An 18,988-nucleotide genomic window follows, 5' to 3' on the forward strand; every position below is an offset into this window, starting at 1 on the left:
AACGCTTTGCAGTCTAAATTGTATGATATATCACAGGCTAAAACAAAAAGGTTTGAAAATTGACATAATTTATTTTTCTTTGCACAGAATTATTTAACAATTAAACTAAAAAACCATGTCTGATATCGCTTCAAGAGTTAAAGCAATTATCGTTGAAAAATTAGGTGTTGACGAAAGTGAAGTTACACCAGAGGCATCTTTCACCAATGATCTTGGTGCTGATTCATTGGACACCGTGGAGTTAATCATGGAGTTTGAAAAGGAATTCAACGTAGCTATCCCTGATGACCAGGCTGAAACAATCGGCACTGTTGGTCAAGCTATCGCTTATTTAGAAAAGAACGTAAAGTAATTTACGACACCCTCAATATAAATGGAGCTTAAAAGAGTTGTTGTTACAGGATTAGGTGCGCTTACTCCGATTGGAAATACTGTACCCGAGTTTTGGGAAAGTCTTATCAATGGGGTAAGCGGCGCCGGTCCGATAACTCATTACGACCCTGAGAAATTCCGCACAAAATTTGCTTGCGAAGTAAAAAATTTCAATCCTGAAGATTTTCTGGATAAAAAGGAGGCTCGTAAACTCGATCCATTTGTACATTATGCTATTGCAGCTTCCGATGAAGCTATAAAAGACGCAGGCCTGGATTTTCCTAACCTTGATACTAACCGGATCGGTGTTATCTGGGGTTCAGGTATCGGGGGATTGAAGACCTTCACTGATGAGGTTGTTAACTTCGCTAACGGCGATGGTTCTCCGCGGTTCAATCCTTTCTTTATTCCTAAAATGATCCTGGATATTGCACCGGGTCATATTTCTATCCGGCATGGCCTGCGTGGTCCTAATTTTTCTACTGTTTCTGCTTGCGCCTCATCAACCAATGCGCTGATCGACTCGTTCAATTATATTCGCCTGAATATGGCTGATGTGATCGTTTCAGGAGGTTCGGAAGCCATTATCTATGAAGCCGGCCTGGGTGGTTTCAATGCGATGCATGCTCTTTCCACACGCAATGACGACCCTAAAACAGCCTCTCGCCCTTTTGACAAGGATCGTGATGGGTTCGTAGCAGGCGAAGGCGCAGGAAGCATAATACTTGAAGAGCTGGAGCATGCGAAAGCCCGGGGTGCAAAAATTTATGCCGAGCTGGTTGGTGGTGGAATGAGTGCAGATGCAAATCATATTACGGCGCCACATCCCGATGGTCTTGGAGCCAAGTTGGTAATGACCAATGCCTTACGTGATGCAGAACTTCAACCTGGTGATATTGATTATATCAACGTTCACGGAACTTCGACCCCTCTCGGAGACATAAGTGAGGTAAAAGCGATCGTTGACCTGTTCAGAGAACACGCTTTTAAACTCAATATCAGTTCTACAAAATCAATGACCGGTCACCTGTTGGGTGCTGCCGGTGCTGTTGAAGCAATTGCAGCAATCCTGGCTGTCAAAAATGATATTGTTCCTCCAACAATTAATCATTTTACCGATGACCCAGGTTTCGACCCAAAACTGAACTTTACTTTTAATAAAGCTCAAAAACGTACTGTAAATGCCGCATTATCCAATACATTTGGTTTTGGCGGGCATAACGCCTCCGTTATCTTCAAAAAATACACTGCGTAAAATAGTATAAACCGCAAGTATTCCGGATCAATAAAACTGTATATTAGTTAGTCTTTATCCGATTTATATTCGTTAATGCCCGTTTCCAGACTTTATAAACTTTATTTATCTCCGGACCGAAAATATATCAGGTCGCTTAGAAACTTACTGGGATTTGTCCCCGGAAATTTAAGACTATACAGGATGGCATTCCGGCATCGTTCGGTAGCAGTTGAACTAAAAAACGGAACCAAAAACAGCAATGAAAGGCTGGAGTTCCTGGGTGACGCCATCCTCGGTTCGGTAGTGGCGGAGTTGTTGTTTAAAATGTATCCATATAAAGACGAAGGATTCCTGACAGAAATGCGCTCCAAGATCGTAAGCCGCTCAAACTTGAATCAGTTAGCCAAACGTCTGGGTTTGGATGAGCTTATTGAATTTGATACGCGGATCCTGTCTTACTCCAATAAACAGGGTTCGCTGCTTGGGGATACGTTTGAAGCAATGATCGGAGCCGTTTATATGGATAAGGATTATGATTTTACTCGTAATTTTCTCCTCACCCGCATTATCAAACCCCATATTGATATTCATACTCTTGAGCTTACTGAAACGAATTTTAAAAGCAAGCTGATCGAATGGTGCCAGCGCCATAGCAAGGATATATCCTTTGAAATTATCCCCAATGCAGAGGGCGAAAACTCGAAACTGTTTACTGTCCAGGTAACCGTAGATGGCGAATTATGCGGATTAGGCAGGGACTATAACAAAAAAAACGCTGAAAAACTGGCCGCCGAAAAATCCTGTGAATTCTTAAAGATCTAGGATGAAAGCATATTCAGCATACTTGGATCAAAAAAGGCTGCTGACTGCCATCATCATCCTTATTCCTGTCGCTTTTTTTCTGCGGCTTAATTCGTACCAGCTTCTGTTTGAAGAACCAAGACGAGCATTGGTAGCCCTTGAAATGCTTATTGCAGATAATTGGCTTATACCTACAACCAACGGCGAGCTATATTATAATAAACCCCCTTTATATAACTGGATCCTCATCGGTTTTATGAATTTGTTCGGCAAGGCAGAATGGGTCATTCGCCTGCCCTCTGTCTTATCAGTATTTGCCACTGCAGCACTTCATTACTGGATAAGCAAGAAATATATCAGTAGACAGGCTGCCCTGCTTTCTGCTCTTTTTTACATTACCAGCGCCGATATTCTCTTTTACTTTTCCTTGCTTGGTGAAATAGATCTGTTCTTCGCACTAATCGTTTATGCGCAATGTGCATTAATCTTTCATTTCTACCAGCAGAAACAAATTCACTGGCTTTACTTAAGTTCATATTTGCTGACAGCCGTGGGTGTTCTCACTAAAGGCATCCCATCGCTCTTTTTTCAGGCCATCACCCTGCTGGTGATCGCCTTCTTGAACAAAGATCTCAAGCGCCTTTTCTCGGTGTGGCATTTTGCCGGTATAATTTTGCTCGCCTTAACGTCCGGAGGGTATTTCTATCTATATTCCCTCCATCATGACGTGGATCCGTATTTAGCAAGGCTGTTCACCGAAACTTTCTCCAGGACCGCCATGGAAAGAAGCATTGTCGATAATTTTAAGCACCTTTTTAATTTTCCGGTGATGCTCATCAAAATTTCGGCGCCCTGGTTTCTCTTATTTCTGCTCACTTTAAAAAGCAATTGGAAACAACGATTGAGGGATAATCCTTTTTTAGCCTTCTGCTTTTGGTTCTGCATAGCAAACGGTCTTGTATACCTTTTCTCACCAGGTACACGCGAAAGATACCTTTACATGTTCTTCCCATTTGTTTATTCATTGCTTGCGGCTGCAGCCTGCAATTTCAAACCCGACAATCTGTGGATAAAGAGGTTTTACCTGTTCGTGGCAATAACCGTTACATTGGGCCTCGCGGGGATGGCAGTTTTCGGGCTACTAAGACATTCCCTATTTCCTTCAGTTCTATGCCTTGCCCTTAGCCTGGCTACACTTGCCTGGCTTATTTATGCAAAGGTAAATCAGTCTTATCTGCGTATCCTTGCGTCGATTCTGCTTGTTTTGGTAGCGCGCATGGGATTTGATCTGGTGATACTTCCCACAAAAAAACAAAACGATCCTTATAAAGCCGATGCGCTAAAAATGTCGGAGATTACCGGCGCTGACCCGATATATCTTAGCGGTCCGCCCGAGCTAAAAGTCGACAACGTAAAGTTCGCAGGCCATAACTTCGTAACCCTGACCCGCAACGAGCCTACCTATCTCACTTTCCAAACGTCGTTCTACTTGTCACGATACACCGATCATATACTTAAGTATACTGAAAATAAGTCGCATAAAGGCTTTTACATCAGCCCCGAGGGCTTTGCCGATCCCGCCGCCATCCGTGTGTTTTACAGGTTTAATAACAGGGCGAATAAAGAAGATCACTGGTATATCTTATATAAGTTTAAGGATCCATGAAAGCTTTAAGACGAATTCTCTCCCTGATCTTCATCATCTGGAGTTTTCTGATCTTTATTTCAGCTATGCTTCTGGTATTACCGTTCATAGTCACTTGTTCCGCTTTATTACGGGGAAAGAAGGGCGACGACATTATTTTCTTCTTCCTTAACATTTGGGGATGGATTTTCTGCACTTTTTGCTTTTTCAGCATTCGAACAAAGAACAAAAAAGCAATAAAGCCCGGAAAGGCTTACATTTATGTGTGTAATCACAACTCATACCTGGATGCAGTAGCGATAGTCAGGGCAATTCCCGGCGCTTTTAAGCCGCTTGGCAAAATTGAAATGGTGAGAGTTCCAATTTTTGGGATCATTTATCGCAGGGTGGTTGTCATGATCGACCGCGCAAGTAAGGAAAGCCGGGCCAAAAGCGTGGAACAATTAAAAGCAGATCTGGCAGAAGGACAGTCCATATTGATATTTCCCGAAGGCACAATGAACCGCACAAATAGAGCCCTGACTGAATTTTACGATGGAGCTTTTCGCTTAGCGATCGAAACCCAAACCCCAATTGCACCAATGGTGATCATCAATGCCCGAAATCTATTTCCAAGAGCGGATCCGCTGGCTGCAAGACCTGGTACGATCACCTGCGTTTTTGGCGAGCCTGTTGAGATCTATGGTTTAGTTGCAGAAAACCTGGACGATTTAAAAGCGAGGGTCCATAAGCGAATGTCCAGCCTTATCGAAACTTACGGCTAGTATTTCAGGTTTCTTTCTGTTAGATCAGGTGCCTTCGGCAAGGCTGGCAAACTTAATAAGCCCTTGGGTCTCCCCGATTTGTTAAAAGATTCGACTGATCTTTTGAGATAGCTGATAAGGGCGTATTCGTCCATCGCCGACAAGTTTTCATAAGCTGGCCGGTAAAGAACCATGAAGTTTTTCAGATCGGCATCAGCAAGCCCGGTCATCTTGCCCACAAACACAGCATTAAATCTGCGATCGATCTCCGTCTGCTCCATCTCTCTGATGTAAAATAAGTTAAATCGCTTTGCCTGGTTTGGAGTTTTCCCCACCAATTCGTATAAAGCGGTAAGAGGCTGGAAAAAATAAGCGAGTAATGGCGGTTTGCCTCTATAAAAGGAACCTTTCTTGCGATATTGATCTTTAAACTCCTGAAACTCTTCCTGTTTGCTCTGGCCCAAGACTTTCACCTCCGCCAGTTCAATCACCCTTTGCATCTGCAGTACCAGGTCGGTCATCGATAAAAGCGGCTTAATAATATCGACATATCCGGATTTAGAGAATAAAAGAGTATCGCCCGTCGCAGCAGAAATTTGAAACAGTCCCAATTCGTTACTTAATGCTTTTGAACCAGTATTTTTATTAAGAACAGAAACATTTGCCACGCGCGAAGCGCCGGCTTTTTCCAACAGTAACCCCTGCACAATATTCTGGGCACTTAGCCTGCCGGCATTCCAAAGAAGAATGATGAGCATGCAAAAAAATCCGGGCAAATGTTGCTTCATAATATTATTCGCTTAAAATTAACAATTAGAGTAACCCAAACCCCTTAAATAATGTTAAATGTGATCTAACCAGTCTAAGTACCTTTAGGTATTAAATCTTATCTTTGCCCGATGATAAAATCCATGACAGGATACGGTTTGGCCACCAAAGATTTTGCAAACGCAAAATATACCGTAGAGATCAAATCATTAAACAGCAAGTTCCTTGAACTTTCTTTAAAGATGCCAAAGGCGTTATCGGATAAGGAATTTGTTTTAAGGAACGATTGCAGCAAACAGATTGAACGTGGAAAAGTAAATATAAGTGTGAATGTAGAATATGCTGAAGCCACACTTAAAACTTCCACAATCAACCAACCGCTGCTTAGACACTATTACGAACAGCTTAAAAATTCCGCAGACGAACTAGGCGATTCAGGAAGCAATATCTTGCAGATAGCGTTAAATTTCCCCGATGTAATACAGTATACGGCTGACGAGAATACAGAGGACGAATGGAAAACCGTATATAAAACATTCGAGGAAGCGCTCGCCAATTTCCAGAACTTTAGACGTGATGAGGGGAATATTTTAAAGCAGGACCTTATACTCCGGATAAATAATATTTCTGAAGGCATGCGCCTGGTTTCAGAACAGGAACCACATCGTATTCCAGCAATCCGGGAACGCCTGAACCATTTTTTAGAAGAAGCAGCAGGGAAGGAAAATATAGATAAAAACCGCTTTGAACAAGAGCTGATCTATTATATAGATAAACTTGATATAACTGAAGAGAAAATTCGCCTTAAAAGCCACCTGGATTATTTCCTGGAAGCCCTTAAAGACAAGGATGCTAATGGTAAAAAATTAGGCTTCATTTCCCAGGAAATAGGACGCGAAATAAATACCATGGGATCAAAAGCTAATGACGCTAAGATGCAGCAGATTGTAGTTGGGATGAAAGAGGAATTGGAGAAGATAAAGGAACAATTATTAAACGTATTATAAGTTATACGTTTTAAGTGATACGTTTTAAGTTTCTTACAGACGTACCAATATAATTCAAAAGTAGCCGAGCAGACGTACAACGTAACACGTACAACTTACAACATGAAAGGTAAACTCATCATATTTTCAGCCCCCTCAGGCGCCGGTAAGACTACGATAGTCCATCATTTATTAAAAACTATACCGACCCTTTCTTTTTCTATTTCTGCTACAACCAGAGAAAGAAGGGGAGATGAGATTGATGCTAAAGACTATTATTTTATATCACAGTCTGACTTTCTTCACAAAATAGCACAAAAGGAATTCGTAGAATTTGAGGAGGTTTATTCCGGCACATTTTATGGCACGCTACGTTCTGAGATCGAACGGATCTGGGCTACCGGAAAACATGTGATATTTGATATCGATGTGGAGGGAGGTCTGCACCTCAAAAGGAAGTATGGTGAAAACGCCTTGGCTATTTTCGTCGACCCTCCATCCCTTGAAGTTCTTGTTGAACGCCTGACCAGCCGGGGAACTGATAAACCTGAAAAACTGGCTGAACGCATTAAAAAAGCAGATAAGGAACTTCAATACTCAAGCAGGTTTGACGTGGTATTAAAGAACCATGATTTAACAGTGGCTTGTGCTGAAGCGGAAAAGCTGGTAACAGATTTTTTAAAAGATTGATCATTCAATGATAATGCGATGAAGGTCGGCTTATTTTTCGGTTCTTTTAATCCCATACATATTGGCCACCTGATTATTGCAAATTATATGGCTAATCATACCGATCTTGATCAGGTTTGGTTGATAGTATCGCCTCACAACCCCTTAAAAGAAAAAAGCGACCTGATTAACATGTACGATCGCCTGGAAATGAGTAAGCTCGCAACAGATGATGCTGATAATATCCGCGTCAGCGATGTGGAGCTTAAATTACCGCAACCATCCTATACGATTGATACCCTGACCCATCTCCATGAAAAATATCCTGAACATCAGTTCAGCCTGATCATGGGATCGGACAACCTGGTGTCGCTGAAAAAATGGAAGAACTACGAGCTGATACTCCGCGACTATCTAATTCATGTTTATCCGCGACCCGGATTTGAAAATGCCGAACTTCTAAGCCACCCCTCAGTACACATAACAGACACCCCGCTGATGGAGCTGTCGGCAACCTTTATCCGCAGATCTGTTAAAGAAAAAAAGAATATTCAATACTTTGTAACTGATAAAGTTTTGAAATTCATAGAGAACAAGAATTTATACAATTAGTATTTATCATTAGTTGTTCGTTGTCAGATCATTCAGACGTAAAACGTACAACGTATAACGTAAAACGTCTTATGGGCGAAAAGACCATACTCAAGCTCCAACTCCCTACAGACCCGCTGTGGGTAAAGAACGTAGTTGAGAGCAATATCGAAGAAATTTTGACTGACCATGCTTTCTGTGAACAAAAAGCAGCCAGCAATGCTATAACTCTGATCGTTCAAAACCCAAACCTTTCTGACCTCGTACAGGAGATGGCTATGCTTGTACAGGAAGAAATGGATCACTTCAAACGGGTACACGACATCATTCTTGCACGGGGTTTCGTACTGGGAAGAGAACGGAAAGACAATTATGTGAATGAGCTGATGCAATTCATCATTAAAGGAGGAAGCCGGCAGGACCAGCTGATTGACCGGCTGCTGTTTTCGGCTATGATCGAAGCCAGAAGCTGCGAGCGGTTCAAAGTTATGTCAGAGCATATCAAAGACGAAGAGCTTTCAAAGTTCTATTACGAGCTGATGGTAAGCGAGGCTACCCACTACACGATGTTTATCGGCCTGGCACGTAAATATGCCGGCGATATAGATGTGGAGAAACGATGGAAAGAATTTTTAGATTACGAAGCTATGGTGATCCAGAATTATGGGAAGTCAGAAAGTATACACGGCTAGCTCTTTAAACTGCGTTGCTTCGCTTGCAGTGATAATGAGTTTTTCATTTCGAAGCGAAGCAATTACCTTTTAAAAATTAAGAATATTACCGGCTTTTTGTGCAATTCGGGTACAGCAGCTTTCCAGTCCTTAACTGATTTAGTCTTAACAAATTCTTGTTCCGAAGTCAGGTCACACGCAATACACAGTCTGGTCTCGGATTTACAGCTCCTAAGGATCTCTTCCAGCATTGGATTATTACGAAATGGGGTCTCTATAAAGATCTGGGTTTGATCGTAACGCTCGGCGGCATTCTCGAGCTCTCTTAACTTATTAGCACGTGCAATTTTGTCTATCGGCAGGTATCCATGGAAAGTAAAGCTTTGGCCGTTGAAGCCCGACGCCATCAGCGCCAGTAAGATAGAGCTTGGCCCTACAAGCGGTACCACTTTAATTCCCCGCATATGTGCATAAGCAACTATTTCAGACCCGGGGTCGGCTACGCCAGGGCAGCCTGCTTCGCTCATCAGCCCCACATCCCTGCCCGAAAGCAGGCCCAAAAAAAATTCCTTGATATTATTATCGCGATTATGTTTTCCGTAATCATGCACAATCAATTCATTTTGAGGAGTTTTTAATCCTGCTTCCTTTAAAAATTTGCGGGCTGTCTTGCTGTTCTCAACGATATATTCGTTAATATGGTTAATGGTATCAACCAAATACGGAGTGAAAGATTTTGCAGAGGCGTTTTCCGCCAGAGGCACTGGGATTAAATAGAGGATACCGATTGACATAGTTGAGATTTCAGTAAAAATAGGGATTTTATAGGGAACTAAGATTGAGATCGTTCGTGTCACCTCCCTGGAGCGATATTACGCAGTGAGCAAGCTTTAAATCGTTACAAATCAATCACAATTACTGACGCCTTAATCCGTTATCTCTGAAACGATCGTAATTAATCTGATACAATACAACCCCCGACCAAATATGACCATCTTATCATTAAGAATGAACAAATTAAATTTTAAGCGCCATGAAAAGAAAGTATGAGTTGACGGCCTTTATGTTTGGGATACTAGTAACCCTGGTATCCTTTATTTCTACCCCTGTGCACGCACAGTACGGCGAGGATGTATCCCTCGAAACATTTTACGAAGAACTATCACCTTACGGTGTGTGGATTGATGATCCGCAATATGGTAAGGTGTGGCGGCCGGATGTTGATCAGGATGAATTCAGGCCTTACTACACTAACGGTCACTGGGAGATGACCAAGTATGGTAATACTTGGGTATCAGACTACGATTGGGGATGGGCGCCCTTCCATTACGGGCGTTGGCATCATCACAGCCGCAGAGGCTGGGTATGGATCCCCGGCAGGGAATGGGGGCCGGCCTGGGTAAGCTGGAGAAGCGGAGGCGGACATTACGGATGGGCTCCTCTTGGCCCCGGTATAAATATTAATGTCAATATTGGCCGTATTCCAAGTTTTTGGTGGGTGTTTATACCACAGCGCCATATCTATTACAGGTCTTATCCACGTTATGACTACCGAAGGTATGGTAACATTTACCACAACACCGTGATCATCAATAATACCTACGTATACAATAACCGTAGCAGGTATTACACTGGCCCCCGGGCGGAAGAGATCAGGAGAGCAACTCGGCAGCCGGTAACGATACACGACGTGAGAAATCAGGGCCCGAGTCGCTACGCCAATGGACGTGACAACAGGCCTGAAGTAAATCGTGGCTCTGCTCAAACTCCGAGACCGGCACGTGCCAGTGACAATGCAAGAGGAACAGTTAACGGCCGGGGAGATACCCGAATAGTCGACAGATCCGGCGATAACAGAGGATCTGTGAGTAGCAGGCCTGACAGGACAGTCGCAGGAAGACAAGGTGATAACTCTGTAAACCGGGGTGCTGTTACCAACCGTCCAGACCGCGTTTATACAAGGCCAACCGAGCGGAGGGCTGCACAGCAGGGAGAACGAAAATTACCGGCATCTTCCCAGCGTTCCGCACGAACCTATGATAACCAGTCAATCGGAGGAAACTCTTCTGCACAGCGCGAGCGACGCGAGGTGGCGGAACGCCAGCCACAGCAAAGCAGACCATCAGCGCCGCAAAGGGAGCAAAGAGCAGAGCGCCCAACACAACAACGGGAAATGAGCCGCGGGAATAGCAGCGGACAGAGATCCCAGGGCGGCGGCTCTGTTGATAGAGGCAGCAGCTCTTCCGGCAGAAGCTCTGAGCGCGGCAACGGTGGCGGAAGGCCGTCGAGAGGTCAATAGAATAGAGAGTTGAGAAAAGCCCTGGTATCTCTACCAGGGCTTTTTATTAAAACTATTTTCTGCCCGCCTTCCTTCTCCGTCCAGCAACTTTCAACTTTCAACTTTCAACTTCGCCAGCGCTTCCCCCACCTTTGGCAGCATCTCTTCTATATCCTGTAAAGAACATCCGCCAACAGAAGCTCTGAACCAGTTCATGCCGGGGTCTGTTCCAAAAGCAGAAAATGGAACAATGCCCATGCCCGCTTCATTGATCAGATAGAAAACGAGATCAGCACCAGTCTTTAACACCTCTCCCGCCGGGGTTTTTTTACCAAGATAATCTATCTGTATTGTGAGGTAAATAGCTCCCATGGGCTGGATCGCATCTACCGCAAAGCCATCTGCTTTGAGCTTTTGAAATCCCTGGTAAAGCGTATCCAGACTTTTCTGAACCTTGCCCTTAAAGCTGGTTAAAAACTCATTCCAGTCTGCTGTTTGGGTAAGAAATTTGCCTGTGGCTACCTGCTCTGCTTTAGGGGACCAGGCACCTACGTGGCCGATGATAGTTTTCATCTTGCTGATCACGTGCTCCGGACCAAAAGCCCATCCCACACGCACACCAGTCGCGGCAAGGCACTTCGAAATACCATCGATATATACAACCCTGTCTTTTAATTCAGGTCTCAGCGATACCGGGTTATAATGAACCTGTCCGCCAAAGGTAAGTTGCGAATAAATCTGATCGTACATGATATATAAGGGCTTTTCGCTTGCCGAACGACTCTTATTCTCTTCGATTACCAGGTCACAGATTTCTTCAAGGTCTTCCTTTGAAAACATCGTTCCGGTAGGGTTTAAAGGTGAACAGAGAGCCAGCAGTGTTGCACCTTTTAAATAAGGTTTGATCTCTGATGCCTTAGGCATAAAGTTGTTTGCAGCCGACGTCTGGACCGGTACATCTGTAGCCCCCGTAAAACGGCAATAGTGGTTATTGTTCCACGATGGAGTTGGATAAACAACCCGGTCGCCCGGATCAACCAAAGCCATATACAGCCCATAGATCAGCGGACGCGAACCGCCGGAGACTTGTATCTCTTTTGCACTGTAATCGAGATTAAAATGCGATTTAATAAACGCTGAAACACTGTCCCTTAAAGATACAACGCCCTCGGCCGGCGGATAGTTCGTTTGATTAGAACCATAAGCTTCCATAATATTGTCAGTAAGCTTACCTGGGATAGGGAAAATATTGGAATCGAAATCCCCGATTGTGAGATTAGCAATTTTCTGACCCTGTGCTTTCAATGCATTGATCTCACCAGAGATCTTTATGATCTCAGACCCTTCAAGAGTGTTCGCAATTTTAGAAATATTCATTTTTTGGATTTGTTGCGGAACGAGTCCGCATATTTTCTATTCTGGTTCTAGGAAAGAAGTGCACTGATCGCCTTGTCAACTTTTGCAAAGCTAAAGTTTTTAAGAGTAGCTTTAAAAGACTCATAGATCTCTTTGTTACAAAGATTTCCGATGCTTCCTTCATGCGTATGATTGACCATTTCGGGGGCGTTAAATTCTCCTTTTTCAATAGCCGAACCGACGTTCCTATATGCTTCACGGAAAGGAACACCTTTTAAAACTTCGGCATTCACAGCCTCAACACTAAAGAGATAAGCATATTTAGCATCCTTTAAGATGTCTTCTTTTATTCGGATAGCCTGCAGCATTAAAGACGTCATTTCAAGGCATTCATTCAATGATGCAAAGGCTGGGAAAAGGTTTTCCTTCAGCAGCTGCAGGTCACGGTGGTAGCCTGATGGAAGATTGGTAGTCATGAGGGCGATCTCATTTGGCAAGGCCTGGATCTTATTACATCTTGAGCGGATCAGTTCGAAAACATCCGGGTTCTTTTTATGAGGCATGATGCTTGATCCGGTTGTCAGCTCATCAGGAAAAGTAATGAATGCAAAGTTCTGATTAATGAACAAGCACGCGTCCATTGCGAGCTTTGCCAATGTTGCCGCGACAGAAGACATGGCCTGAGCGAGTATCCGTTCTGTTTTTCCCCTCCCCATTTGTGCATAAACAACATTATAATTCAATGCATCAAAGCCCAGCAATTCCGTTGTCATTGTCCGGTTTAGAGGAAACGATGAACCATAACCCGCGGCAGAACCAAGGGGGTTCTTATTACAGATCTTCCAGGCTGCGAGCATCAATTCCATATCGTCGGCAAGGCTTTCAGCGTAGGCTCCGAACCACAGACCAAAAGATGAAGGCATAGCTATCTGCAAATGGGTATAACCCGGAAGCAGTTTGTCTTTATGTTCCTCACTCTGAACGATCAGCTGATCGAAAAGTACTTCTATATTCCCTGCAAGCTTCTGGATCTCAGACCTAAAAAACAATTTAAGATCAACCAAAACCTGGTCATTGCGGGAACGCCCGCTATGAATTTTCTTCCCTGCCTCTCCAATTCTCTGTGTCAGAAGAAACTCGACCTGTGAATGGACATCTTCGACAGTGGGCTCGATAACGAACTGCCCGTCCTCAATTTCCTTGTAGATCTTCTTCAGTTCCCTCTGAACCAGTGCAAGATCTTCCTTTTCCATTAATCCTATGCTTTCCAGCATTTGAGTATGAGCAAGGGAACCGAGGACATCAAACGGCGCCAGCAACAGATCCATTTCACGATCGTTGCCAACCGTAAATTTCTCCACTGACTTTTCTGTGTTTGTGTTTTTTTGCCAGAGCTTACTCATACGATACAAAATTTGTAAAATACTGTTCCTTAATGGTATCCCATTCAGACCGCAAAATACTGTAATACACTGTGTTACGGATATAACCGTCGTGCAGCTTAATATGTTCACGGAGTACACCCTCGCGGGTTGCACCAATTCCCAAAATAGCCTGCCGTGAGCGATGGTTACGTTCGTCAGCTTTCAGTTCTATCCGGTTTAGCCCCAAAGTTTCAAAACCATAACTCAGGATAAGGAATTTCATTTCCTTATTAAGCCCGCTTCCCTGAAAATCATTTCCTATCCAAGTCCAGCCTATCTGGCCACGCTCATCCCTCCACGAAATCTCTGCAAGGCGCGTGCAGCCCGCAATCTGGTTTGTTGCTTTATCAATTATCACCCAGACGGCACAAATTCCGTTACTGCGATCCGCAATGGCATTGGCTATATATTTTCTTAGTTCACCCGGTTTCGAAAGATCCGATATTCCGTAGATCCATAAGCCATCATCGTTTGCAACTTCCTGTAATGCTATTTCGTCATCTTTTGTTAGCGGACGAAGAAGCACTCTCTCACTTTCTAAACTTCTATTCAGATCCGGTATCATTTATATTATTTTTGATAGTAATTTGATATAAAGGTCAATACCTTCCCTTATCTCATTTAAGTGAATAAATTCATCAGCCATATGCGATCTGGCAGAATCTCCCGGCCCCATCTTTAAGGACGGGATGTCAAGTAAAGCCTGGTCGCTGGTCGTTGGTGAACCATAAGTTGTTCTTTGCAAAGCCAGTCCGGCTTCTACTATTGGATGATCCTTCCTGATAAATGAGGGCTTTAACCTCGTCGACCGGGCGGTAACTTCGCAATTGACGTTCTTACGGATAATGTTCAGCACCTCCTCGTTCCTGTAAGCATCAGTGACACGTACATCGACAGTAAATTTACAAATTGCCGGAACAACATTATGTTGTGACCCCGCTTCGATAATGGTCACACTCATCTTAACAGGACCGAAGAGTTCTGATTTCTTGGAGAACTTATAAGTTCTGAACCATTCTATATCTCTCAAAGCCTTATAGATAGCATTATCGCCCTCCTCTCTTGCTGCATGACCTGCCCTTCCGTAAGCGATGCAATCAAGCACCATAAGGCCTTTTTCAGCAATAGCCATATTCATTAAAGTAGGCTCGCCAACGATCGCAAATTCCAGTTCACCCAATTCAGGAATTATCAGTTCCAGGCCATTCTGACCGGAAATTTCTTCTTCTGCTGTGAGAGCAATGCAAAGGTTATATTTTAGGTTTTCCTCGTTATAGAAATGCAAAAACGCAGCTATTAAAGAAACGAGGCAGCCCCCCGCATCATTGCTTCCAAGCCCGTAAAGTACCTCATCTTCAACATTCGCAGAGAAGGGATCACGCGTATATCCCGGATTAGGTTTTACCGTATCATGATGAGAATTAAGCAGGATGGTAGGCTTAGCCGCGTCAAAAAACTTATTGTAAGCCCATACATTATTAAGCTTACGCACAGTTTTAACGTTCCTCGCCGTCAAAAACTCATCAATGATCGATGCAGTTCTGTCTTCTTCCTTGCTGAATGAGGGAATACTAATCAGTTTTTTAAGTAATTCTACACTGTCGTCAATAAGCGTTTCAGACATTATATTATCCTTTTGTGTAAAGTTCGCCGGCCTTCAGGGCCGACAACTTGATTCCCTTTATTAATGATGAACTGAAGCCCTGATGTTCCATCTCATTTAAACCAGCTATGGTACAGCCTTTAGGTGAGGTTACCTTATCGATCTCATGCTCGGGGTGACTGTTCTGAAGTAACAGAAGATCGGCAGCGCCTTTGGCAGTTTGAACAGCCATTTTTAAGGCCTCATCTGCATGGAACCCGATCTCGATACCACCCTGCGAAGCCGCCCTGATCGCCCTTAAAAAGAACGCAACCCCACAAGCGCATAAGGCTGTAGCTGAAGTCATCAGATCTTCATTGATCTTAATGACCGAACCCACGGTTTCAAACATTTTTGTAACCTCAGCTATGTTTTCAGCGCTGGCGTTATCCGATGCGATACAGGTCATAGATTGCCCAATAGCGATAGCAGTATTCGGCATCGCACGGATAACCTGAACATCGCTACCCAGTTTAGCCTTGATGTCGGCACAGCTGACACCAGATATGACCGAGATAACCACATGCCTTTTCGAATCAATGGCCCCATTGATCTCCCCCAATAAAGTATTTAATTGTTGCGGGAGAACCGCAAGAATGATCACGGCAGAATCTGATACAGCATTCGAATTCTGATCACTGGTTTTGAAACCCTGAGCTGCCTCTTCAGAAAGGTGCTGAACGGCCCGGCGGGTGAGCGTGATATCACCGGGTTTACAATAATCAGCTTTTACCAGCCCCCTGGCAAGTGACATCCCAATATTTCCGCTTCCTAAAATTGCAATTCTCTCTGATTTGGCCATTATTTCTCTGATTTTAACCGTGTTCCAAATGTTTTTTCCTTTAACCGGGAGAGCGCATCCGCTTTCCCTATATAAACCTCACTGAGGCCTTTGCTTATCGCTTCAAATGCGTTATCGAGTTTAGGAACCATGCCCGAGTGGATAGCACCTTCTTTCTTCAATTGCTTATATTCCTCCGGATCAATGCCCGGGATAACCGACCCTTCATCATTTACATCCTTAAGAACTCCGCTCTTTTCGAAGCAGTAAACAAGCGAAGTGGTGTACAACCCTGACATAGCCACGGCAATCACAGAAGCAATAGTATCGGCGTTTGTGTTTAATAACTGACCGTTTCCGTCATGAGTGATGGCGGAAAAAACCGGTGTAAAGCCTGCTTGTACCAGTTTATAAATTGCCTGTGCATCTACAGAATTATCATCCAGATCGCCAACGAAGCCGTAGTCGATCTGGCGGCCGTCTGCTATCGTTTTAAGCGGACGCTTTTTAGCCCTGATAATATTTCCGTCCGCACCGGCAAGACCTATCGCATTACAATTTCTCTTTTGCAAACCGGCGACAATATTCTTATTGATCAGCCCTGCGTAAACCATCGCTACAACTTTCAGGCTTTCGTCATCAGTGACCCTTCTGCCTTCGATTAGCTCGGATTTAATTCCAAGATCCTCAGCAAGCTTGGTCGCGATCTTACCTCCGCCGTGCACCAGTATCTTATACCCCTCCAACTCAGAAAAATCCTTAAGGAAGCTTTCCATCTGCACCGGGTCGTCGATAATATTTCCACCGATCTTTATCACATAAAGCGGTTTCATTTCAAGTCCTCCAGCATCTTCTTAAGAACGGCCTGCGCCGCCCAGGTCCTGTTGCCCGCCTCTTTGATCACAATAGAATGAGGACCATCGAGTATCTCGGCCGACAATTCATAGTCACGTCTCACCGGCAAACAATGCATTACTTTTGCTTCATTAGTAGGTGCTAATTTGGCATTGGTCATCATCCATGATTCAGCGCCCGGTAAAGTTTGTCCGTAATCTCTATAGGAAGACCAGTTTTTAACGTATACAAAATCAGCACCTTCAAGCGCCTTATCCTGGTCTGTGATAATCGTTGCTCCCTGAGTAAATTTCTCGTCAAGCTCAAAACCTTCCGGATGTGTGATCACAAACTCGATCATCCCTTCCTTTTGCGCTTCAGACATCCATTCAGCAAAGGAATTCGGCACCGCCTGGGGCAGCGCCTTAACATGCGGAGCCCAGGTTAAAACAACCTTCGGCTTCGCTGTCTTCTTATGTTCTTCAATGGTGATCAGGTCCGCAAAACTTTGCAAAGGATGCAGCGTTGCACTCTCCAGACTCACAACAGGTACTCCGCTGAACCTGACAAATTTGTTGAAGAGGCTTTCGCTGTAATCTTCTTCCCGGTCCTGTAACTTTGGAAATGACCGGAATCCAAGGATATCACAATATTCACCCATTACAGCAGCAGCTTCCCGGATGTGCTCCACGGTAGTGCCGTTCATAACCACACCGTCTTCAGTCTCTAAAGCCCAGCCTTCTTTGTCAAGGTTCATCACCATGACATTCATCCCCAGGTTTAATGCTGCCTTCTGTGTACTTAATCGCGTGCGCAGGCTTGGGTTAAGAAAAACCAAACCAATTGTTTTGTCCCTGCCCAATGATTTGTTGGCAAAGGGATCGGCTTTAAGGACCAAAGCCTCTTCGATAAATTTTTTCAGATCAGTTACATCCCTGACCGAAGAAAATAGTTTCATAATACGCAGCTAAAAGAACAACAAACACGGCTCTCCCGGGTCTATAGCCGGGAGCCTATAAATTAACCTTAAGAAAGGCTTTTCTCAAATTTACCCAACAGCTCCAGGCTGAAAGCCTCCAGGAACTGGTCAGCATGCGCCCTCGTCAGGTTCAATGCAGGCAATAACCGGATAACATTAGGTTTGGCCTCACCGGTAAAGATACGATGTTTAAAAAGTAAATTTTTCTTCACGTGGCTTAGTTCTTCAGGCAGCTCTATACCGATCATCAAACCCCGTCCCCTGACTTCTTTGATCTGGTCAAACTTCCTAAGTTCCCCGATCAGATAATTGCCGACTTCGTCGGCATTTTGCATCAGCCCGTCCTGCTCCATCACTTCAAGAACTGCCAGCGCGGCTGCACAGGCTAGGTGGTTACCACCAAAGGTGGTTCCGAGCATCCCGTGCCATGGTGTAAATTTAGGTGCAATCGAGATTCCCCCTATCGGGAAACCGTTACCCATACCCTTGGCCATGGTATAAATGTCCGCATCAATATCTGCATGATCGTGGGAATAAAACTTACCGCTCCTGCCATACCCGCACTGTACGCTATCCGCTATAAAAACCGCATCATACTGATCGCACAAGATCCTGATCTTCTGAAGGAAACTTTCTGTGGCGACTTTAATTCCACCTACACCCTGGATGCCTTCAATGATCACCGATGAGATCTCATTTCCATGAGCGTTGAAAGCTTGCTCTAAAGCAGCTTCGTCATTGTGAGGAAGGAAGATAATATTGTCAGTTTCGTTAACCGGTGCAACGATCTTTGGATTGTCTGTAGCTGCAACTGCCAAAGATGTTCTTCCGTGGAATGCACCTTTAAAAGAAATAATTTTCTTCCTGTTATTATAGAAAGATGCAAGCTTCAATGCGTTTTCGTTGGCTTCCGCGCCGGAGCTGCACAAGAATAACTGGTAGTCGGTTTTACCCGATATCTTCCCAAGCTTTTCAGCCAACTGAACCTGTAATGGAATCTTAACTGAATTAGAGTAGAAACCAACTTTGTTTAGTTGATCGGTTAGTCGTTTTACATAATGTGGATGTGTATGGCCGATAGAAATGACAGCGTGACCGCCATACAGATCAAGATATTCATTCTCATTTTCATCCCATACTATGCTGCCTTGCGCTTTAACAATTTCAATATCGTTTAAAGGATAAACGTCAAATAATTTCATGTTTGTAAG

At 44.0% G+C, this 18,988-nt stretch carries 20 protein-coding genes; 10 read left to right on the plus strand and 10 right to left on the minus strand.

The window, feature by feature from the left end:
* The first annotated feature begins 115 nt into the window (after positions 1 to 115).
* The 5 genes from P2W76_RS02265 to P2W76_RS02285 all read left to right on the plus strand — a co-directional run bounded on the left by P2W76_RS02265 (position 116) and on the right by P2W76_RS02285 (position 4,819).
* Positions 116 to 352 (plus strand): acyl carrier protein, encoded by a 237-nt coding sequence (locus P2W76_RS02265; protein WP_008508386.1) that lies wholly within the window; start codon positions 116 to 118, stop codon positions 350 to 352.
* A gap of 21 nt (positions 353 to 373) precedes the next feature.
* Positions 374 to 1,627 carry a beta-ketoacyl-ACP synthase II gene (gene fabF / locus P2W76_RS02270; protein ID WP_276345855.1) on the plus strand — a complete coding sequence of 418 codons (1,254 nt, stop codon included), beginning with the start codon at positions 374 to 376 and terminating at the stop codon, positions 1,625 to 1,627.
* Positions 1,628 to 1,702: 75 nt separating this feature from the next.
* Complete coding sequence (gene rnc, locus P2W76_RS02275) at positions 1,703 to 2,431, plus strand: ribonuclease III (protein WP_276345856.1); 729 nt, start codon at positions 1,703 to 1,705, stop codon at positions 2,429 to 2,431.
* A gap of 1 nt (position 2,432) precedes the next feature.
* A complete protein-coding gene (locus P2W76_RS02280; RefSeq protein WP_276345857.1) occupies positions 2,433 to 4,076 on the plus strand; it encodes a glycosyltransferase family 39 protein in 1,644 nt (547 codons plus the stop codon).
* A complete protein-coding gene (locus tag P2W76_RS02285) occupies positions 4,073 to 4,819 on the plus strand; it encodes a lysophospholipid acyltransferase family protein (protein ID WP_276345858.1) in 747 nt (248 codons plus the stop codon). Before P2W76_RS02280 ends, P2W76_RS02285 begins: the two co-directional genes overlap by 4 nt.
* On the opposite strand, the gene P2W76_RS02290 is transcribed toward P2W76_RS02285, so the two are convergent.
* Positions 4,816 to 5,586: a hypothetical protein gene (locus P2W76_RS02290; RefSeq protein WP_276345859.1), complete on the minus strand. Its 771-nt coding sequence runs from the start codon at positions 5,584 to 5,586 to the stop codon at positions 4,816 to 4,818. The genes P2W76_RS02285 and P2W76_RS02290 overlap by 4 nt on opposite strands.
* Before the next feature lie 111 nt (positions 5,587 to 5,697).
* Between P2W76_RS02290 and P2W76_RS02295 the strand changes: the two genes are divergently transcribed.
* The 4 genes from P2W76_RS02295 (at position 5,698) to P2W76_RS02310 (ending at position 8,504) form a co-directional block, all read left to right on the plus strand.
* The gene (locus P2W76_RS02295) at positions 5,698 to 6,573 is read left to right on the plus strand and encodes a YicC/YloC family endoribonuclease (protein WP_276345860.1); all 876 of its coding nucleotides are present in this window, start codon (positions 5,698 to 5,700) and stop codon (positions 6,571 to 6,573) included.
* Positions 6,574 to 6,675: 102 nt separating this feature from the next.
* Positions 6,676 to 7,242: a guanylate kinase gene (gmk, locus tag P2W76_RS02300; protein WP_276345861.1), complete on the plus strand. Its 567-nt coding sequence runs from the start codon at positions 6,676 to 6,678 to the stop codon at positions 7,240 to 7,242.
* Positions 7,243 to 7,260: 18 nt separating this feature from the next.
* Positions 7,261 to 7,833 (plus strand): nicotinate (nicotinamide) nucleotide adenylyltransferase, encoded by a 573-nt coding sequence (gene nadD / locus P2W76_RS02305; protein WP_276345862.1) that lies wholly within the window; start codon positions 7,261 to 7,263, stop codon positions 7,831 to 7,833.
* A gap of 71 nt (positions 7,834 to 7,904) precedes the next feature.
* Complete coding sequence (locus tag P2W76_RS02310; RefSeq protein WP_276345863.1) at positions 7,905 to 8,504, plus strand: tRNA-(ms[2]io[6]A)-hydroxylase; 600 nt, start codon at positions 7,905 to 7,907, stop codon at positions 8,502 to 8,504.
* Between the two features lie 62 nt (positions 8,505 to 8,566).
* On the opposite strand, the gene P2W76_RS02315 is transcribed toward P2W76_RS02310, so the two are convergent.
* Complete coding sequence (locus P2W76_RS02315) at positions 8,567 to 9,277, minus strand: SAM-dependent methyltransferase (protein WP_276345864.1); 711 nt, start codon at positions 9,275 to 9,277, stop codon at positions 8,567 to 8,569.
* A gap of 239 nt (positions 9,278 to 9,516) precedes the next feature.
* On the opposite strand from P2W76_RS02315, the gene P2W76_RS02320 reads away from it, so the two are divergent.
* Complete coding sequence (locus tag P2W76_RS02320; RefSeq protein WP_276345865.1) at positions 9,517 to 10,782, plus strand: DUF6600 domain-containing protein; 1,266 nt, start codon at positions 9,517 to 9,519, stop codon at positions 10,780 to 10,782.
* A gap of 90 nt (positions 10,783 to 10,872) precedes the next feature.
* Here the strand turns inward: P2W76_RS02320 and P2W76_RS02325 are convergent, their stop codons facing one another.
* The 8 genes from P2W76_RS02325 to P2W76_RS02360 all read right to left on the minus strand — a co-directional run bounded on the left by P2W76_RS02325 (position 10,873) and on the right by P2W76_RS02360 (position 18,979).
* Positions 10,873 to 12,138, minus strand: coding sequence for an aminotransferase class I/II-fold pyridoxal phosphate-dependent enzyme (locus tag P2W76_RS02325; RefSeq protein WP_276345866.1), 1,266 nt, complete (start codon positions 12,136 to 12,138; stop codon positions 10,873 to 10,875).
* A gap of 47 nt (positions 12,139 to 12,185) precedes the next feature.
* Complete coding sequence (gene argH, locus P2W76_RS02330; protein ID WP_276345867.1) at positions 12,186 to 13,520, minus strand: argininosuccinate lyase; 1,335 nt, start codon at positions 13,518 to 13,520, stop codon at positions 12,186 to 12,188.
* Positions 13,513 to 14,106, minus strand: a complete 594-nt coding sequence (locus P2W76_RS02335) for a GNAT family protein (RefSeq protein WP_276345868.1) — start codon at positions 14,104 to 14,106, stop codon at positions 13,513 to 13,515. The genes argH and P2W76_RS02335 overlap by 8 nt, the downstream gene beginning before the upstream one ends.
* Positions 14,107 to 15,165, minus strand: a complete 1,059-nt coding sequence (locus P2W76_RS02340; protein WP_276345869.1) for a M20 family metallo-hydrolase — start codon at positions 15,163 to 15,165, stop codon at positions 14,107 to 14,109.
* A 4-nt stretch (positions 15,166 to 15,169) separates the two neighbouring features.
* Entirely contained in the window at positions 15,170 to 15,985 is an 816-nt protein-coding gene (gene proC / locus P2W76_RS02345) for a pyrroline-5-carboxylate reductase (RefSeq protein WP_276345870.1), read from the minus strand.
* On the minus strand, positions 15,985 to 16,797 hold the full coding sequence (gene argB, locus P2W76_RS02350; RefSeq protein WP_276345871.1) for an acetylglutamate kinase: 813 nt from the start codon (positions 16,795 to 16,797) through the stop codon (positions 15,985 to 15,987). Before argB ends, proC begins: the two co-directional genes overlap by 1 nt.
* Positions 16,794 to 17,756 (minus strand): acetylornithine carbamoyltransferase, encoded by a 963-nt coding sequence (locus P2W76_RS02355; protein ID WP_276345872.1) that lies wholly within the window; start codon positions 17,754 to 17,756, stop codon positions 16,794 to 16,796. Before P2W76_RS02355 ends, argB begins: the two co-directional genes overlap by 4 nt.
* Positions 17,757 to 17,824: 68 nt before the next feature.
* Positions 17,825 to 18,979 (minus strand): aminotransferase class III-fold pyridoxal phosphate-dependent enzyme, encoded by a 1,155-nt coding sequence (locus tag P2W76_RS02360; protein WP_276345873.1) that lies wholly within the window; start codon positions 18,977 to 18,979, stop codon positions 17,825 to 17,827.
* Between the last annotated feature and the right edge of the window lie 9 nt (positions 18,980 to 18,988).

Origin of the sequence: Daejeonella sp. JGW-45 (assembly GCF_029360805.1) — a bacterium.
Taxonomy (GTDB): Bacteria; Bacteroidota; Bacteroidia; order Sphingobacteriales; family Sphingobacteriaceae; genus Daejeonella.

What these genes read in the sequence shown, in the direction of transcription:
- P2W76_RS02335 (WP_276345868.1), bottom strand. Translation starts at nt 14,106, where the DNA reads ATGATACCGGATCTGAATAGAAGTTTAGAAAGTGAGAGAGTGCTTCTT.
- P2W76_RS02340 (WP_276345869.1), bottom strand. Translation starts at nt 15,165, where the DNA reads ATGTCTGAAACGCTTATTGACGACAGTGTAGAATTACTTAAAAAACTG.
- P2W76_RS02360 (WP_276345873.1), bottom strand. Translation starts at nt 18,979, where the DNA reads ATGAAATTATTTGACGTTTATCCTTTAAACGATATTGAAATTGTTAAA.
- P2W76_RS02295 (WP_276345860.1), top strand. Translation starts at nt 5,698, where the DNA reads ATGATAAAATCCATGACAGGATACGGTTTGGCCACCAAAGATTTTGCA.
- rnc (WP_276345856.1), top strand. Translation starts at nt 1,703, where the DNA reads ATGCCCGTTTCCAGACTTTATAAACTTTATTTATCTCCGGACCGAAAA.
- P2W76_RS02285 (WP_276345858.1), top strand. Translation starts at nt 4,073, where the DNA reads ATGAAAGCTTTAAGACGAATTCTCTCCCTGATCTTCATCATCTGGAGT.
- P2W76_RS02320 (WP_276345865.1), top strand. Translation starts at nt 9,517, where the DNA reads ATGAAAAGAAAGTATGAGTTGACGGCCTTTATGTTTGGGATACTAGTA.
- P2W76_RS02290 (WP_276345859.1), bottom strand. Translation starts at nt 5,586, where the DNA reads ATGAAGCAACATTTGCCCGGATTTTTTTGCATGCTCATCATTCTTCTT.
- argH (WP_276345867.1), bottom strand. Translation starts at nt 13,520, where the DNA reads ATGAGTAAGCTCTGGCAAAAAAACACAAACACAGAAAAGTCAGTGGAG.
- P2W76_RS02315 (WP_276345864.1), bottom strand. Translation starts at nt 9,277, where the DNA reads ATGTCAATCGGTATCCTCTATTTAATCCCAGTGCCTCTGGCGGAAAAC.
- P2W76_RS02280 (WP_276345857.1), top strand. Translation starts at nt 2,433, where the DNA reads ATGAAAGCATATTCAGCATACTTGGATCAAAAAAGGCTGCTGACTGCC.
- gmk (WP_276345861.1), top strand. Translation starts at nt 6,676, where the DNA reads ATGAAAGGTAAACTCATCATATTTTCAGCCCCCTCAGGCGCCGGTAAG.
- P2W76_RS02265 (WP_008508386.1), top strand. Translation starts at nt 116, where the DNA reads ATGTCTGATATCGCTTCAAGAGTTAAAGCAATTATCGTTGAAAAATTA.
- P2W76_RS02310 (WP_276345863.1), top strand. Translation starts at nt 7,905, where the DNA reads ATGGGCGAAAAGACCATACTCAAGCTCCAACTCCCTACAGACCCGCTG.
- argB (WP_276345871.1), bottom strand. Translation starts at nt 16,797, where the DNA reads ATGAAACCGCTTTATGTGATAAAGATCGGTGGAAATATTATCGACGAC.
- fabF (WP_276345855.1), top strand. Translation starts at nt 374, where the DNA reads ATGGAGCTTAAAAGAGTTGTTGTTACAGGATTAGGTGCGCTTACTCCG.
- P2W76_RS02355 (WP_276345872.1), bottom strand. Translation starts at nt 17,756, where the DNA reads ATGAAACTATTTTCTTCGGTCAGGGATGTAACTGATCTGAAAAAATTT.
- proC (WP_276345870.1), bottom strand. Translation starts at nt 15,985, where the DNA reads ATGGCCAAATCAGAGAGAATTGCAATTTTAGGAAGCGGAAATATTGGG.
- nadD (WP_276345862.1), top strand. Translation starts at nt 7,261, where the DNA reads ATGAAGGTCGGCTTATTTTTCGGTTCTTTTAATCCCATACATATTGGC.
- P2W76_RS02325 (WP_276345866.1), bottom strand. Translation starts at nt 12,138, where the DNA reads ATGAATATTTCTAAAATTGCGAACACTCTTGAAGGGTCTGAGATCATA.